The sequence below is a fragment of the Phenylobacterium sp. genome (assembly GCF_036502675.1).
Lineage (GTDB): Bacteria > Pseudomonadota > Alphaproteobacteria > Caulobacterales > Caulobacteraceae > Phenylobacterium.
On the sequence record NZ_DASXYF010000052.1, the window covers coordinates 15,982 to 31,781 of the forward strand.

Sequence of the window (15,800 nt, forward strand, 5' to 3'; positions counted from 1 at the left end):
GTGCCCGTCCCCGATCAACCTGTGCGGCGAGTTGCGGGCCCTTTCCCGTTGTCCGATAGTATGGGAATCCTTTCGCACGTCACGCGGCGAAGGTCGGTCCTTACCCCATCCAACTCCGCCCGCCCCGCCCCGCGCGCGCCGCTTGCGGCGTCCCCGCCCCCCGCCTGTTCACCGCGAACTCGCCGAAGGCGTCCGCGCCGTGGCTCGCGGCGTCGTGCAACGGCCCGGCGTAGCTGCGGGTGGCCCCGCTCCAGCGCTTGCGGTAGGCGCGCAGGCGGTCGAGGCCCAGGGCGCAGCGCTCGGCGTCGAACCAGGTCACCGGGATCGTCAGCCGCGCCGCGTTGATGCGCTCCTCCGGGTCCGCGGCCGTCCCCACGTGGATGGGCCTGAGGCCCAGGCCGCCCAGGGTCTCGAACCGCGAGCGTCCCGCCGCCCCCAGCTCGCGCACCATCACGTCGTGCGGCAGGTAGTGGGTCCCGTAATGGTAGGGCCTGGTCCCGATGGCCGCCCGGGCGATGGCCTGCAGCCCCTCGCCGCAGGTCTCGAAATAGTCGATGGCCCGCACCTCGCGGCCGACCTGCTGGAGGAACCAGATGGCCGTGTAGTCGTCGACGCCCAGGTCCCAGGCGGTGTCGACCTTCAGCGCCGGGTCATAGGGTACGCGCCCGATCCGCCTGTCCCGCTGCGCCTCGGCCAGCAGGCTCGCGTAATAGGCGCCGGGCGCAGCGGCGTCGAAGTCCACCAGGTATTCGCTGGCGAAGCGGGCCTCGCCCTCCTCGGCCGATCCGGTCTCGGCGATCAGCTCCGCCCGCTCGCGCGCGAGTTGCTCCGGCGTGAACACATCCGTCTCCGTCGCCGCCGAGCGCCAGGCGAGCCAGCTGGGATCCAGGCTGCGCGCCTCGAACGCCCGCGCCGCGTGGTTGCGGCCCCGCGGCGTCCACAGGAAGACCGCCCAGCCGCCGTTCTCCGCCAGGATCGGCCGGATGTAGGTCCAGCAATCCGGCTTGGCCAAGGCCCACTCGGAGAACACCACCCCCACTGGCGGCGATCCCACCAGGCTGTTGTAATTGTCCGAGCCGCACACCTGCCAGGTCGAGCCGTTGGTGAAGCGGATTATCATGTCCGCGTCCCGGGTGGACGCCCGCAGTGATCTCGGGAACGCCTCGTCGATCCGCCGACGCCCCGTGTGCGGGTTGACGGCGTCCCAGATCGCCTTCCTGGCCTGCGAAGCCTCCGGCAGCAGGTGCCAATAGCTCCCCACCTTCGACTGGGCCGCCACCGCCGCCCAGTTCAGCGCCACCTCGTCCTTGCCCCATCGCCGGTGGGCGGCCACGTCGGCGCGCAGGCCGCCATCCTGCAGGTAGCGCCAGAGCGGCAGCTGGTAGGATCGCGGAACCCAGCCGGCGGGCAGCTCTAACTTGCGGCGCCGCGGCGGCTTGTCAGGCGCTTCGCCGCTCAATCCGCCGCCTCGTCGTCACCGAACCGCCGGATCACCACGGTCACCGGCTCGGCGGCCGCCTCGTCGGCGGCCCGGGCCTTGCCATAGGCGCGGTCCAGCACCTCGCGCGCCGCGCCCAGCTTGGCCGCGTCGCTGCCGTCACCGCGCATGATCTGGCCCAGCGTCTCCACGGCGAGGTCGCCCAGGGCCTTCGCGGCCTCTCGAACGTCGAACGCCTCGCCGGTCTTGCTGGGTCTGCGGGCCGGCACGGGCGTCTCCATCGGCATCGGGTCGCAGCGGGAACACCCCCGCGCCCGCTCCACGCCCCACGAGAGGCGTTGTCGTATCCGGAGCCGGGCGCGGGGGGCCTGGGCGGCGCGTCCTCGTGTCGGGGTCTCGAGCTTGCGGCGAAGAGGCGCCGGGCGCCGCGCCAGTCCGCCCGGGGGAGGCGGCAGGCGGAGGAACGGCGTCGCAGACGGGCGTCGCCGTCTTCACCCAGCCTGGTCGCGGCGCCCGAAGGCGCTCGCAGGGCTGCAAGGCCCGCCAGGCTGACAAGAGCTCTAAGACACGGACGGCCGCCCTCAGGGGCCGGCCTTTCGAGGTGCGCGCTGCGCCACAGACGCAAATCCCACCGATGTCAAAATCATCTCATAATTCCGCGCGAAGTCAAGAACAAATGGAGAACATTATGCCTCGCTCGCCAGGATATCCAGCGCCACCAGCAGCACCGCCTCCAGACGGCCCGCCTCGCGCTCCCCCGCCGCCGCCTCGCGCGGGGTCAGCTCCTCACCGCAGACCTGGTCGCAGGCGGCCACCAGGTCCCGTTGGCGTGACAGCCGTCCGCGCAGGATCACGAGGCGCGCCGCGGCCTGCGCCGTGCCTTCCGCATGCGACAGGATCGCCGACAGCGGCGCCCCGCCCGGCGCGCTGGTCCGCGGCTTGATGTTCAGGGTCGAAGGAATCGATCCCTCCACCTTGGCCCGCCGGTAGCAGGCACCATAGCGTTCGCCCGCCGCCCGCTGCGCGGCGCTGAGCCGGCCCTTGCGGGTCAGCCATTCCAGGCCGGGCTGCCGGCGATAGTGTCCTTCCCGCCGTCCGGGGGCCGGCTGGGGCGCTTCGATCGCACTGCCCCGCGCGCGGGAAAGGCCCACGGTCTCGGCGACACCTTCCGCGATGGCGAGATGTTCGGTCCGTTCGGCCGCCCGCCTCTCCAGCATCTGCAGACGCTCGCGTTCGCGCCGCGCCAGATCCAGCCTGCCTCTCATCCGCCTCTCCTGAGATGTCGTGTTGAACCGTTCGCGCCGCTCTCAGGGCGGACCGTGCTCGACCACGGCGTCGGCCAGCCGGTAGAGCGCCTCGGCCGCCGCCGGCGGCGTCTCGATCACCGCCAGCCCGGCCGCCGCATAGGCCAGGAGTTCGCGCAGGAATTCCGCCCGCACCGGTGCGGCGCGACGGCTGAGCGCGCTCGCCACCATCGACGCCGCCCCTTCGCCGCTCAGGCTCATGTGCGCACCCTGGTCGTCGTCTCGGCCGTCGGCCAGATAAGCGGAAGGCCGACCCGCATGCTCGATCTTCCGACCCGCCGCTCGGTCAGGCTGGGGAACCCACCCTGCGCCATCACCGCGGCGGCATGAGCTGCATGCCTGGCGAACTTCGGCTGCGCCTCCCCGCCGCCGCGCGCCGCCCGCATCCGGAACACCGCCTCCAGCCGCGCCGCGGTCGGCGCAGGCAAGGCGAGCTGAGTTCGGACAACGCCCGGTGGTGCGCCGCCTCTGCGCAAGGCGGCGTACGCGGACTCGATGGAGCCGAATGTTTCGGATGCGCTGGTCATGCGCGGACTGTATGTTAGATACAGTGGTTGCGCAACGAAAACCTGTATTCTAGGTACAGGTCCAACGCTATCTAAGGCTGCATGAACATGGATGAGCGATCCCAGCGCCTGCGCCTCGCCCGCACGGAGAAAGGCTATGAGACGGCTGCGTCAGCCGCGGACGCCTTCGGCTGGAACCGCAACACCTACGCCTCCAACGAGAACGGCAACGCCCCCTTCTCCTACCGTAAGGCTAAGGAGTACGCCGCCGCCTTCGACGTGCGCCCCGAGTGGCTGTACGACGCCGCGGGCCCGATGCACGCGGGCGCCGAGGCGGGCCTGGTCCGCATCATCGGCCGGGTCGGCGCGAACCCGGAGGGCTCCGTCCTGCTTGCCAACGGGCAGGAAGACGGCGATATGGCCCCCGTCCCCCCTGGCGGAACCGACCGCGCGGTCGCCCTGCGCGTGGTCGGCCACTCCATGCGCGGCGTCGCCGACGACGGCGCCCTGATCTATTTCGAAGACCAACGCACCCCGCCTACGCCCGACATGCTGGGCCACGTGGTCGTCGTCGAGCTCGACACCGACGAGGTGCTGGTCAAGCGCCTGCTGCGCGGGTCCATGCCGGGTCGCTACGACCTTGAGAGCCTCGCCGGCTCCACCCGCCAGGACGCCAGGCTTCGGTGGGCCGCGCACATCACCGCGATCATCCCGCCTTTCCAGGCCCGCAAGGTGATCCGCTTGGCCGGCTGAGATGGCGCACATTCTGGTTGCACTTATTAAGTATATAACATACAGTTCGTGCATGAACCTGGATTGGCTCGATCTGCTGGATGATGAGCGACGCCGCGACGCGACGGGCGTGCGGGCCTGGCGGCAGGAGGTCGACCGTCATCGCGGCGTCTGCTGGTCGGGACTCGCCCTTCAGCCGCCGCGGACGCGCTCCGAAGATCAGCTCGAGGCTGCGGCCCAGGCCCGCCTGCGGAAGCTGCAAGCATGGCGCGCCTCGGCCACGGGCCGGTTTCTGGCCGCCGTCAGCCGGGCGCAGCAGGCGGCGGAGGCGGCGCATTTCGCCGGCGAATCCGCTCGCGCTGCGGTCTCCCGCGACTTCGAGGGATCGGCGTCCGTCTGCCGCGGGGCGGCCGATATGTTCGATGCGCAAGGCCGCGCCCTGCTGGCCGCCGCCCGGGCGGCCCGGCGCGCGCTGCGTATCCATGGCGAAGGCGAAGCGGAACAAGAACCCCATGGCGCCTGTTGAGCAGGCGAGCCGAGTTGTTCCCGCCCTGGAAAGGCATGCGCCATGAGAGACCGAGACATCCGGGGGCGCCCCCTTCGCGACGACCTGGACCGCGAAGCGCCCCGCCGTCGCTACGATTCCCCTTCGCCGGACGACGGACAGGCCGACTACAGCCGCGACTATGGCTATGACCCCGTCCATCGCACCGGCTATCGCATCGCGGACGCCATGCCTGAGCGAGACGACTTCGGCCAGGCCGATTACGGCGAAGACTATGGTTACGATCCCGCCCGCCGCCGCGGCTACCGCCGCTTCGCCGACGACCGCGACGCTTATGATCGCGGCCCCTATACGGAAGCGGAGGCCCGCGACGCCGCCGCCGGCCCCCGCCCGGAGGACGGCCCCGTCGAGCGCCGCTCCTGGATGGACCGGGCCGGCGAGGAAGTCTCCTCCTGGTTCGGCCGGCGGCCCGACGCCTATGGCGACGACCGGCGCCGTCCCCGTGGCGCGCCGTCGGACCGGGTGATCTGGGCGGTGGTCAGCCAGCGTCTCGCCAATGAGCGCGGCCTGGACGCCTCCGACATCGAGGTCGTGGTCGACCGCGCCGAGGTCACCCTCAACGGCGCCGTCCGTGACCGCCAGGACAAGCGCCGCGCCGAGGATCTGGCCGAACTGCGCGGCGTGCCCCACGTGCAGAACAACTTGCGCGTCCGCCGCCACGGCTTCCGCTTCTAGCTAGCCGGAGATGCGCGCCGCCGCCCGGGTGACCAGCCGCGCCAATCGGGCCGCCGCCGCGGCCTGGCCGGCCTCATCCGCGATCAGGTCCTGCCGGATCTCAAGCTCGAGGTAGTCCAGCCCCCGGGCGATGGCGTGCGCCGGCACGGTGTAGTCGACGCCGTCCATGGCGTAAGGCTCGTTGTCGCCCACCGCCAGGCCAGGTTCGCTGGCAAGTTCCGCCAGCATGGCGGCGGACAGTGGCGAATCCCCCAGGTGCAGCACCCCGTACGCCCACGGCCGCGAGACGCCGTTCATCCACGGCGTGAAGCTGTGGATCGCCACCACGACGGTGGAAAGCCCCGCCGCCGCCCGGGCGTCCAGCACCTCGGCGATCCGCCGGTGGTAGGGCGCGTGCACCTCGGCGACCCGCACGGCCGCGGCGGCGGGGCTCAACGCCGCATTGGCCGGAATCTCCGTTCCGTCCGACACCGCCACGATGGCGTCCGCCCGCTCCGGCGCGCGGTTGCAATCGATCACCAGGCGCGAATAGCGCTGCTGGACCACAGGCGCGTCCAGGGCCCGCCCCAGTCGCAGGCCGACCTCGCCGGCCCCGATGTCCCAGGCGATGTGCCGCTCGAACGCCTCGGCCGGGAGGCCCAGCGTCCCCAGCGTTTGCGGGACGGCGCGTCCGGCGTGATCACAAACGATCACAAACGGTCCGCACCCGTCCAAATTGGCGACAATCGCCGGCTCCGGATCGCCTGCGACGAGAAGGCGCGTGAATCCGGTTGCCGCCTTCGGCGTAACTTCACTTGTCATGCCGATTCTCTCCGTCCGCCACCTGACGCGTTACCGCTACCGGGAACCGGTGTTCTTCGGCGAACACCGCATCATGTTCCGGCCGCAGGAGAGCTACGACCAGCGACTCCTGGAGTCACGGCTGGCGATCGGTCCGGAACCCGCCGAGTTGCGGTATGTGCAGGATGTGTTCGGCAATTGCGTGGCCGTCGCCAGGTTCGCCGAGCGCAGCCGCGAGCTCGCCTTCGAAAGCGTCGTGCGGCTCGAACACACCCCCTCGCCCCTGGCCACGGACACGGACGACGAGATCGACGCCTCGGTCCGCTATCCCTTCGCCTATAGCGTCGAGGACATGCCCGACCTCCTGCGCTCCATCGAGCGTCAGCATCCCGATCCCGATGGCGCCCTGGAAGCCTGGGCCCGGCGTTTCACCCACGCCGGCCGCCCGACCCGGGTGTTGGGCCTGCTGGCCGAGATGACCCGGGCGATCCGCGAGGAGTTCACCTACGGCGTACGTCTGCGCGGCGGCCCGCAGACGCCGATCGAGACCCTGGAGCTCCGAACCGGCAGCTGCCGCGACCTCGCCATGCTGATGATCGAGGCCGTCCGCTCCCTCGGCCTCGCCGCCCGGTTCGTCTCCGGCTACATCTATTCGCCTTCGGCTGGGCGCGGCGACCGGGTTCGCCGCGGCGGCGGCCACACCCACGCCTGGGTCCGCGTCTACCTGCCGAGCTGCGGCTGGGTGGAGTTCGACCCCACCAACGGCATCGTCGGCAACGCCGACCTGATTCGCGTCGCCGTCGCTCGCGACCCCCGCCAGGCTCTGCCCCTGCACGGAACCTGGTCCGGCCCCGCCTCGGCCTATGAGGGCATGGACGTTGAGGTCGACGTCCATGTGGAGCCCGAACCGGACCCCCGCAGGCTCGCCGAAATCGCCCCGGCCTTGTAGCCTCCTTCCCTCCACGCCGTCGGCGGGGGGATCCCATGTGCAACGAGTACAGCTTCCGTCAGTCCCTCGATCAACTGGCCGAGGCGTTCAGCACCCTCAAGCTGCCGCTCGCCTGGATAGGCGGCGCGCCGAACCTCGAGCCGCGCGATTCGATCCGCCCCACCGATCCAGCCCCGGTGGTCCTCGGCGGTGACAACGGCGCCGTCCTGCAGCAGCTCCGCTGGGGCTTTCCGCGGTCCAGGGGCGGCCCGGTCATCAACTTCCGTTCCGAAGGCCGTCGCTTCCCGGTCGGCCGCTGCCTGATCCCCGCCGACGGCTTCTATGAATTCACCGGCGCCAAGGCGCCCAAGTCCAAGTGGCGGTTCAGCGTCCCCGACCGGGAACTCTTCTGCATCGCGGGCCTTGCACGCGACGACCGTTTCACGATGCTCACTATTGAGCCCGGCCCCGACGTGGCGCCCTACCACGACCGGCAGATCGTCATCCTGCCCCGCGACCAGTGGGCCGCCTGGCTGGGCCCCGCCGACGCCCAGCCTCCCCTCGCACCCACCCCCGCAGGAACCTTCAGCGTTCGGCGCCTTCGCTAGCTTCCGGGCGACCATCGACCTTGACGAGCGTCCCGCGCGATTGTAGATAGTTTGTCAACCTAACTATCTCATGCTGCTTCGGATGACCGCCACCACACTCGCCGCCCGCCCGCAGGACATGATCGACCTCGCCGAAGCTCTGCGGCCCGCTCTGCTGCGGCTATCGCGCCGCCTGCGGCAGGAGGGCCAGAAGGCTGGTCTCTCCGCGCTCGACTCCATGCTGCTGGCGCGGATCAGGACCGTACCCGGCATCGGCGTCTGCGACCTGGCGGACGAGGAGCAGATCTCCCGCCCCACCATGAGCGGCCACGTCAAGCGGTTGGCCGCCGCCGGCTGGGTCCGCCGCATGGAAGATGCGGCGGACGGCCGCCGCTCGGGCCTGATCGTCACGCCTGCGGGCCTGCGGCAGATCGAGGCCATCCGCCGTCGCCGCAACGACTGGCTGGCTGCGCGCCTCGCCCGCCTTTCGCCCGAAGCCCGCGCGCAAGTGGCCGACGCCTGCAACCCTCTGCTGCAACTCCTGGCGGTCGGTTCATGAGCCGGCTCGCCAATTCCGGGATTGTCGCCCTGGAGCGCGCGGAGAGCGACCGCGCCGTCCGCGGCTGGCTGGTCCCCGCCATCATCGGCTCCGCGCTGCTGATGCAGAGCCTGAGCGCCACGGTGCTGTTCAACGCCCTGCCGGTGATCGCCCACGCCCTGCATGAGGATCCGCTCCGGCTGAACCTCGCGGTCACCCTTTATCTGCTGTCTTCGGCGGTGTTCCTGCCGGTCAGCGGCTGGGCGGCCGACAAATTCGGCGCGCGGCGAATCCTCGTCCTGGCCATGGTCCTCTATGCGCTCAGCTCCGCCATGTGCGGCTTCGCCACCTCGCTGTGGGCGCTGTTGTCCGCGCGGATCCTCCAGGGCGTGGCCAGCGCCATGATGGTACCGGTGGGCCGGCTCGTGCTCCTGCGCACCACGCCCAAGGATGAGCTGGTGGGCGCCATGTCCGTCCTCACCATGCCGGCGCTGCTCGGGCCGGTCCTGGGCCCCGTGGTCGGCGGCGCCATCGTCACCTTCTGGGACTGGCGCTGGATCTTCTTCATGAACCTGCCGATCGCCGTCATCGGCGTGGTCCTGGTTCTGCGCCATGTACCGAACGTTGAGGAACAGGGGGTCCCACCCTTGGACTGGCGGGGAGTGATCCTCACCGGCGTCGGCCTCGCCGGCCTGATCTTCGGCTTCGAGAACCTGGGGCGAGACGCGCTGCCGCCGGCCGCCGTCGCCGCCCTCTTCATCGTGGGCGCGGTCAGCCTCTGGCTCTACGGCCGCCATGCGCGGCGCACCCCCAACGCCGTTGTCGACCTCTCGCTGTTCCGCCTGCCCACCTTCAACGCCGCGGTGATGGGTGGCGGCTTCATGCGGATCGCGTTGGGCGCCAGCCCCTTCCTGCTGGCTATGCTTTTCCAGATCGGCTTCGGCCTGTCGCCGTTCCGGGCGGGCCTCCTCACCTTCATCAGCGCCGCGGGCGGCCTGGTGATGAAGACCGTGGCGCCCCCCATCCTGCGCCGTTTCGGTTTCCGCCGGGTGTTGATCGTCAACGGCTTCATCACCAGCAGCCTGTTCGTCGCCTACGCCCTGTTCCAGCCCTCAATGCCCCAATGGACGATCATGCTGGTGCTGCTGGCCGGAGGCTTCTTCCGGTCTCTGCAGTTCACCAGCCTCAACGGCCTGTCCTACGCCGACATCGACCAGCCGCGCATGAGCCGCGCCTCCACCATGGCCAGCATGTCCCAGCAGGTCGTCCAGTCGGTGGGCGTGGGCCTCGCCGCCCTGCTGCTTCACGCGACCATGCAGCTGCGCGGCGAGACCCGGATCACGGTGGACGCCATCGCCCCGGCGTTCGTGATCATCGGCCTGATCACCTTCGTTTCGCTTGCCTACTACATCCGGCTCCCCGCCAACGCCGGCGACGAAATGAACGGTCGCCTCCTGGTGACCGAAGCCGACAGCTGACGCGGCCTGACAAAGGTCAAGCCAGATGCGGATCGTCATCGTCCTTCGGGACCGTTGGCCAGGTGTCGCTAGCGAAGCCGCTTACCTGAATGTGCGGGTGGCGCTCGCCGCCGTTGAGAAAGGTATTCACGGCGTCAAGGTGTCCACGCGCCTTCTCTATGGTCGCGCCCACGGGATCCTCCGGCGATGGGGGCCCCTTTTCGAGGCCCAGAAAGCGCTTCCAAAACGGTATAGATGGAACCCGCTCCCAGAATTCTCCATCTATGACTTGCTTGATCCGCAGTTGGATTCCAATCCATACTGAATATGTCACAGCTATTTGCGGATTTTCCCCATCCTCAAACTCCAACGACAGGAACTGGCAGAGGCCGTCTTTAATACGAAAGAAATCGAATTCTCGTGCATCGGGATCTACAAGCGGATCATCCCGCCCATGTCGCCAACCCATGCTCAGGACAAGGGGCTCAAGCTCGGATCGGATGAGAGCCCGCAGCGTCCGGGGGCCGAACTTCCCCTACGGCGACTTGACGCGCGCCGCGTCGCCGGCCCATTTGCCGGGCGATGGTCGATCTGCTGCACCTTGCCGAACTCTTCCCGCCCGTCGACGAAACCGCCTGGCGCGCCTTGGTCGCCAAGGGCCTCAAGGGCGCGCCCTTCGAGTCCCTGACCTTGACGACCGTCGAGGGGCTGCCCATCGCCCCGCTCTACCCCGCGCAGGGCGCCCGGCCCGCGGCCTTCGTCCCGCGCCCCCACGACCCCGGACGACCGTGGGACCTGCGCACCCTGGTCGCCCACCCCGATCCCGCCCGCGCCAACGCCGACGCGCTGCGCGACCTCGAGGGCGGCGCGGCGTCCCTGGTCGTCAGGATCGACCCGACCGGCCGGAACGGCGTCGCCGTGGGCTCGGCCGACGCGCTGGTCCGTGTCCTCCAGGGCGTGGTGCTGGAACTCGCCCCGGTCGCCCTCGACGCCGGCTTCCTGGGCCCCAAGGCCGCCCACTGGCTGGACGCCGCCGCCAAGGCCTCTCCCGGCGCCAGGCTCGCCCCGAACCTCGACCCCCTGAGCGCCTTCGCCGAGGCAGGATCGAGCCCGGGGCCCATCGAGGCCCACCTGATCTCCGCGGCGGCCACCGCCGCCCGTCTGGTCGCAGCCTATCCCGCCGCGAACCTCTTCCTCGCCTCGGGCCGGGTGGTGCACGAGGCCGGCGGCGGCGAGGCGGCCGAACTCGCCTTCGCCCTGTCCAGCGCGCTCGCCTACGCCAAGGCCCTTGTCCGCGCGGGCCTGTCCATGCAGGAGGCCTTCGGCCGCATCAGCCTCGGCCTCGCCGCCGACGCCGACCACTTCCTGACCATCGCCAAGCTCCGCGCCGCCCGCGTCCTCTGGGGCCGGCTCACCAGCGCCTGCGGCGTGAATTCCGCCCCACGCATCGAAGCCCGCTCGTCGCACCGCATGCTGGCCGCCGAGGATGCCTGGACCAACATGCTGCGCCTCACCGCCGCCGGCTTCGGCGCGGCCATCGGCGGGGCCGACGCCATCGTGCTCGGGAACTTCACCGACGCGCTCGGCCTGCCTACCGCCTTCGCCCGCCGCCAGAGCCGCAACACCCAGCTGGTGCTGATGGCCGAGGCCCACCTGGGTCGCGTGGTCGATCCCGCCGCCGGCGCCGGCTATGTCGAGGCGCTCACCGACGCCTTCGCCCGCGCCGCCTGGGCCGACTTCCAGGCCATCGAACTCCGCGACGGAATCGTCGCCGCCCTCGCCAGCGGCCTGGTCGCCGACGCCGTCCGTGCGGCCGTCGAGGCCCGCGCCCAGGCCGGCCCGCCGAAGATCGTCGGGGTCACCGCCTTCCCGCCCACCGCTGCGCATGACCTGGACGTCGAACGCCCGGACATCCGTCCCGTGGACGCCCCCGACGTGGGCCTCCCCGGCCCGGACGGGCAGTGCCCGCCGCTGGTTCCGATCCGCCTCTCCGAGCCCTATGAGGGCCGCGCATGACCAGCTTCCCCGACTTCGCCGCCCTGCCCTTCGACGCCGCCGCCGTCCCCGCCGCACCCCTGCCCGATGCGCCCTGGGAGACGCCGGAGGGCGTCGTGGTCAAGGCGGCCTATGGCCCCGCCGACGTCGCCAGCCTCGACACCCTGGGCGGCTACCCCGGGCTCGCGCCCTTCCTGCGCGGTCCCTATTCGACCATGTACCGGACCAACCCGTGGACCCTGCGCCAGTACGCCGGCTTCTCCACAGCGGAGGACTCCAACGCCTTCTACCGCCGCAACCTGGCGGCCGGTCAGATGGGCCTTTCCATCGCCTTCGACCTGGCCACCCACCGCGGCTACGATTCCGACCACCCCCGCGTGGCCGGCGACGTCGGCATGGCGGGCGTCGCCATCGACTCCATCTTCGACATGCGGACGCTCTTCGACGGCATCCCGCTCGACAAGATGAGCGTGTCGATGACCATGAACGGGGCGGTCCTGCCGATCCTGGCCCTCTACATCGCCGCCGGCGAGGAGCAGGGCGTGCCGCACGCCAAGCTGTCCGGCACCATCCAGAACGACATCCTCAAGGAGTTCCTGGTCCGGAACACCTACATCTATCCGCCGGAGCCCTCTCTGCGGATCGTCTCGGACATCTTCGCCTACACCTCCCGCGAGATGCCGAAGTTCAACTCCATCTCGATCTCCGGCTACCATATGCAGGAAGCCGGAGCGACGCTGGACCTGGAGCTGGCCTACACCCTGGCCGACGGCGTCGATTATGTCCGCGCCGGCATCGCGGCCGGCCTCGACGTGGATGCCTTCGCGCCACGCCTGTCGTTCTTCTGGTGCGCCGGCATGAACGCCTTCATGGAGATCGCCAAGCAACGCGCCGCGCGCCTGCTGTGGGCCAGGCTGCTGACCGAGAAGTTCCAGCCTAAGGACCCGCGCTCCATCTCGCTGCGCGCCCACACCCAGACCAGCGGCTGGAGCCTGGCGGCCCAGGACGTCTACAACAACGTCGCCCGCACCTATGTCGAGGCCGCCGCCGCGGTGGGTGGCCAGACCCAGAGCCTGCACACGAACTCCCTCGACGAAGCCCTTGCTCTGCCTACGGATTTCTCCGCCCGCATCGCACGCAACACCCAGCTGTTTCTGCAAATGGAGACCGGCCAGACCCGGGTCATCGACCCCTGGGGCGGCTCTTACTATGTTGAGCGCCTGACCGCCGATCTGGCGACGCGGGCGCTGACCCACATCGAGGAGGTCGAAGCCCTGGGCGGCATGGCCCGCGCCATCGAGAACGGCCTGCCCAAGCGCCGTATCGAGGAGGCCGCCGCCCGCACCCAGGCGCGCATCGACTCCGGCCGCCAGGCCGTCATCGGCGTCAACAGCTTCCGCCCTGACACGCCCGATGAGCTCCCGGTGCTCAAGGTCGACAACAGCGCCGTACGCGAGCGCCAGCTGGAAAAGCTGAAGCGTCTCAAGGCCGAGCGCGACCCCGCCGCCGTGGCCAGGACGCTGGAAGCGCTCACCAGCGGCGCCCGCGGCAAGGGCAACCTGCTGGAGCTTTCGGTCGAGGCGGCCCGCGCCCACGCCACCGTCGGCGAGATCTCACTGGCCCTCGAGAACGCCTTCGGCCGCCACAAGGCCCGCGCCGACGCGGTGAAGGGCGTCTATCTGCGCGAGGCCGGCCCCACCGCCGCCAGCGACCGCGCCAAGGCCATGGCGGAGGCCTTCGCCCAGGCTGACGGCCGCAAGCCGCGCATCCTGGTGGCCAAGATGGGCCAGGACGGCCACGACCGCGGCCAGAAGGTGATCGCCTCCGGCTTCGCCGACCTGGGGTTCGACGTCGAGATCGGCAACCTCTTCGAGACCCCGGCCGAGGCCGCCGCCCAGGCAGTCGCCGCCAACGTCCACGCGGTGGGCGCGAGCTCGCTGGCCGCCGGCCACCTGACCCTGGTCCCGGAGCTGAAGGTGGAGCTGGCCAAGCTTGGCCGCGCGGACATCCTCGTGGTGGTGGGCGGCGTCATCCCGCCGGAGGATTACCCCGCCCTGCGCGAGGCCGGCGTCGCCGCCATCTTCCCGCCCGGCGCGGTGGTGCCGGAGGCGGCCATCGAGGTGATCGAGCGCCTCAACGAAGCCCTTGGCTACGCCCAGCTCGACGCCGCGCAGTAACCCAAAGGGAGGTCGGCTCAGGCCTAACCACGCCCCAACACCGCCCACTCCCGCGAAAGCGGGTACCCCGAGGTTTTGTGGCCAATTCGGCATCATCTCCGAAAGGGACTTGGAGGAGCGAAATCTCCACGCCCTCCTTTCCGATGACGATGTGGTCGGTAACCTACAGAGAAATCGACAATGGGCGCGCGAACGTCCTGGTTCCGATCGACGATCCTCCAGTTTCGCCGGCCGAACTCGCTGAGCGGCGGCAGACCATCAATCGCGCCTTGTTCATCGCGGATCATCCGTTTGGGGTGCTCGCCTACGACCTTGCCACGCTGGCCAACGCATCCCCACGGGCGCGTGACGGAGCGCTCATCGGGGGCGGGTTGGCTGACGTGGCGACGTTGGGAGCCGCGCCTCGCATCGCTTCGGTCCGTGGCCCAGCAGTGCGGCCACAGGGACAACCTGCTCCGCCGACGCTGCCGCTGCCGCGGCCCAACACCAGGTACGGAGATCTGAAACCGAACGGGCAGGCGACGGGCATAGCCGCCACGCTGACGGCGCCCATGCTCGGCTCCGGGACAAGGGCGAATCGGCGGCTGACTCCGCCAGGCTGGCAAGGCCACGGCAGGAAGTATAACGAGGCCAGGGGTCATCTTCAGGAACGGCAGCTCGGCTGTTCGGGTAGCGACATGCGGAACCTCGTCACGCTTACGCACAACGGGGCCAACTCGCCGCAGATGAGCAGCTTTGAGAATGGGGTGGCGCGCAGGGTGCGTGCGGGCGAGGTCGTCGGGTATTCCGCGACGCCGCTGTACGAGAGCGGCGTTCTGCCGCCGTCGGCGATCCTCTTGACAGCCCATGGCTCACGGAGGGCGCCTGCCGCGCGCATCGTCCAAAATCCTGCGGGGCGTCGCAGATGACCATCGAGACGCTCATCAAGGTTGTCCCGCCGCCGGCTGCGCCTTGCGAGGCGTTCAGTTGCCAGGGAGCCGATCGAAGCCGAACTCGGCACAGCCCTGCCTCAGGATTACAAGGACTTCGTTCGGATCTACGACGAGGGCGAGTTCATGGAGTTCCTCGGAATTCATGTCCCGGCATGCCGAAGTCCTCACGTGCGGTTCGAGGCCGAAGTCCACGCGGTTCAGAAGGCTTTGCTCGATGACGAAGGACTGGCCTATCCGTTGTGGCCGAACCCGGGCGGGCTCATTGTCTTCGGCAAGACCGATTTCGGCGATTACCTCTTCTGGCTTCCGCATGGTCCCCCTGAGAACTGGCGCGTCGTGGTGTGGGGTCGAGGTCTCCAAAAGTTCGAAACATTCGATCGCGACCTCACAGAATTCCTCGCGGGGCTCGCCACCGGCGAAATTCTGCCGGAGGACTTTCCCGAAGGAATGCTTCCTTGCGACCACCTGTTCAGGCCAAGCTCGGAATTCCCGAGCGCGACGATCCTGCCTTCCGTTGACGCAGCCAAGTGAAAGGAGCGCGCCGGCTTCGACGGTACGGTCGGCCCGAGTTCAATATCGCTTAGTTTTCGGCCAGACCGCCGCCTCTGCGTTAAATGGAAGTTTCCGCCGGCAACAGGGCATTTGCGGTGCGAAGCCGGGCCTCATCGCGGAGGCAGCTTTCGACCTCGCTACCGCACCGTCGCCGTCCCGCTGACCGGCCGCGCGTCGTCGCCCGGCTGTGCGCCCGGCCGCTCGGCCACGGCGTCCGCCGGCCCGTACCGCGCCTCGATGTCTCGCTGCAGCGCCTTCGCCGCCAGCAGATGGCCCGGAAAGACGGTGTCCACCGCCCAGCCGACGATCGGGATCTCGGATGTGGCCGAGTCAGCCAGCAGATAGAGGCCCATCCGCGCCAGGGTCGCCACCGACGCCGCCGCCTTGATCCCCTCGTAGATCAGCAGGCCGCCGGCGGCGACGCTGTAGACCACGTTGGCGCCCGGGATCCAGGCCAGCATGCCGTCGAGGCCCAAGCCGAATGGCCCGAAGCTGATCAGCCGATCCGAGAGCCGCTTGATGCGCTCCGCTCTACGCCAGGATTGATGGGCTCTATCGCGGGTGGCGACCATGGTCTCGCAACGTCCCGCGGAGCGTGCGGCTCCGGACAACTTCGCGATCGACATCGGAACGC

19 protein-coding genes are annotated in these 15,800 nt (G+C 69.8%); 11 read left to right on the plus strand and 8 right to left on the minus strand.

What is annotated here, in order from left to right; all coding sequences use genetic code 11:
- Positions 1-100: 100 nt before the first annotated feature.
- From VGL30_RS05905 to VGL30_RS05925, 5 genes are all read right to left on the minus strand, one after another.
- Positions 101-1,459: a hypothetical protein gene (locus VGL30_RS05905; RefSeq protein WP_331537778.1), complete on the minus strand. Its 1,359-nt coding sequence runs from the start codon at positions 1,457-1,459 to the stop codon at positions 101-103.
- Positions 1,456-1,707, minus strand: coding sequence for a hypothetical protein (locus VGL30_RS05910; RefSeq protein ID WP_331537780.1), 252 nt, complete (start codon positions 1,705-1,707; stop codon positions 1,456-1,458). Before VGL30_RS05910 ends, VGL30_RS05905 begins: the two co-directional genes overlap by 4 nt.
- Positions 1,708-2,124: 417 nt before the next feature.
- Positions 2,125-2,703 carry a hypothetical protein gene (locus VGL30_RS05915; protein WP_331537782.1) on the minus strand — a complete coding sequence of 193 codons (579 nt, stop codon included), beginning with the start codon at positions 2,701-2,703 and terminating at the stop codon, positions 2,125-2,127.
- A 42-nt stretch (positions 2,704-2,745) separates the two neighbouring features.
- On the minus strand, positions 2,746-2,943 hold the full coding sequence (locus VGL30_RS05920) for a hypothetical protein (RefSeq protein ID WP_331537784.1): 198 nt from the start codon (positions 2,941-2,943) through the stop codon (positions 2,746-2,748).
- Positions 2,940-3,269 carry a hypothetical protein gene (locus tag VGL30_RS05925; RefSeq protein ID WP_331537786.1) on the minus strand — a complete coding sequence of 110 codons (330 nt, stop codon included), beginning with the start codon at positions 3,267-3,269 and terminating at the stop codon, positions 2,940-2,942. Before VGL30_RS05925 ends, VGL30_RS05920 begins: the two co-directional genes overlap by 4 nt.
- Positions 3,270-3,356: 87 nt before the next feature.
- Between VGL30_RS05925 and VGL30_RS05930 the strand changes: the two genes are divergently transcribed.
- The 3 genes from VGL30_RS05930 to VGL30_RS05940 are packed head-to-tail and all read left to right on the plus strand — an operon-like array spanning position 3,357 to position 5,220.
- Entirely contained in the window at positions 3,357-4,001 is a 645-nt protein-coding gene (locus VGL30_RS05930; RefSeq protein ID WP_331537788.1) for a S24 family peptidase, read from the plus strand.
- A gap of 52 nt (positions 4,002-4,053) precedes the next feature.
- On the plus strand, positions 4,054-4,506 hold the full coding sequence (locus VGL30_RS05935) for a hypothetical protein (RefSeq protein WP_331537790.1): 453 nt from the start codon (positions 4,054-4,056) through the stop codon (positions 4,504-4,506).
- A gap of 42 nt (positions 4,507-4,548) precedes the next feature.
- On the plus strand, positions 4,549-5,220 hold the full coding sequence (locus tag VGL30_RS05940) for a BON domain-containing protein (protein WP_331537792.1): 672 nt from the start codon (positions 4,549-4,551) through the stop codon (positions 5,218-5,220).
- Here the strand turns inward: VGL30_RS05940 and VGL30_RS05945 are convergent, their stop codons facing one another.
- The gene (locus VGL30_RS05945) at positions 5,221-5,913 is read right to left on the minus strand and encodes an N-formylglutamate amidohydrolase (RefSeq protein ID WP_331537794.1); all 693 of its coding nucleotides are present in this window, start codon (positions 5,911-5,913) and stop codon (positions 5,221-5,223) included.
- A gap of 106 nt (positions 5,914-6,019) precedes the next feature.
- Here VGL30_RS05945 and VGL30_RS05950 point away from each other — a divergent pair, with 106 nt between their 5' ends.
- From VGL30_RS05950 to VGL30_RS05965, 4 genes are all read left to right on the plus strand, one after another.
- On the plus strand, positions 6,020-6,949 hold the full coding sequence (locus VGL30_RS05950) for a transglutaminase family protein (protein WP_331537796.1): 930 nt from the start codon (positions 6,020-6,022) through the stop codon (positions 6,947-6,949).
- 35 nt (positions 6,950-6,984) lie between these two features.
- On the plus strand, positions 6,985-7,536 hold the full coding sequence (locus VGL30_RS05955) for an SOS response-associated peptidase (protein WP_331537798.1): 552 nt from the start codon (positions 6,985-6,987) through the stop codon (positions 7,534-7,536).
- A gap of 82 nt (positions 7,537-7,618) precedes the next feature.
- The gene (locus VGL30_RS05960; protein ID WP_331537800.1) at positions 7,619-8,074 is read left to right on the plus strand and encodes a MarR family winged helix-turn-helix transcriptional regulator; all 456 of its coding nucleotides are present in this window, start codon (positions 7,619-7,621) and stop codon (positions 8,072-8,074) included.
- Entirely contained in the window at positions 8,071-9,531 is a 1,461-nt protein-coding gene (locus VGL30_RS05965; protein ID WP_331537802.1) for an MFS transporter, read from the plus strand. The genes VGL30_RS05960 and VGL30_RS05965 overlap by 4 nt, the downstream gene beginning before the upstream one ends.
- 16 nt (positions 9,532-9,547) lie before the next feature.
- On the opposite strand, the gene VGL30_RS05970 is transcribed toward VGL30_RS05965, so the two are convergent.
- Positions 9,548-9,979, minus strand: coding sequence for a hypothetical protein (locus VGL30_RS05970; RefSeq protein WP_331537804.1), 432 nt, complete (start codon positions 9,977-9,979; stop codon positions 9,548-9,550).
- A 113-nt stretch (positions 9,980-10,092) separates the two neighbouring features.
- Here VGL30_RS05970 and VGL30_RS05975 point away from each other — a divergent pair, with 113 nt between their 5' ends.
- The 4 genes from VGL30_RS05975 (at position 10,093) to VGL30_RS05990 (ending at position 15,145) form a co-directional block, all read left to right on the plus strand.
- Positions 10,093-11,526, plus strand: coding sequence for a methylmalonyl-CoA mutase family protein (locus tag VGL30_RS05975; RefSeq protein ID WP_331537806.1), 1,434 nt, complete (start codon positions 10,093-10,095; stop codon positions 11,524-11,526).
- Complete coding sequence (scpA, locus tag VGL30_RS05980; protein WP_331537808.1) at positions 11,523-13,682, plus strand: methylmalonyl-CoA mutase; 2,160 nt, start codon at positions 11,523-11,525, stop codon at positions 13,680-13,682. Before VGL30_RS05975 ends, scpA begins: the two co-directional genes overlap by 4 nt.
- 143 nt (positions 13,683-13,825) lie before the next feature.
- The gene (locus tag VGL30_RS05985; RefSeq protein WP_331537810.1) at positions 13,826-14,590 is read left to right on the plus strand and encodes a DNA/RNA non-specific endonuclease; all 765 of its coding nucleotides are present in this window, start codon (positions 13,826-13,828) and stop codon (positions 14,588-14,590) included.
- 21 nt (positions 14,591-14,611) lie between these two features.
- Positions 14,612-15,145: an SMI1/KNR4 family protein gene (locus tag VGL30_RS05990; RefSeq protein ID WP_331537812.1), complete on the plus strand. Its 534-nt coding sequence runs from the start codon at positions 14,612-14,614 to the stop codon at positions 15,143-15,145.
- Between the two features lie 158 nt (positions 15,146-15,303).
- On the opposite strand, the gene VGL30_RS05995 is transcribed toward VGL30_RS05990, so the two are convergent.
- Positions 15,304-15,792, minus strand: a complete 489-nt coding sequence (locus tag VGL30_RS05995) for a DUF4112 domain-containing protein (protein ID WP_331537814.1) — start codon at positions 15,790-15,792, stop codon at positions 15,304-15,306.
- Positions 15,793-15,800: the final 8 nt, after the last annotated feature.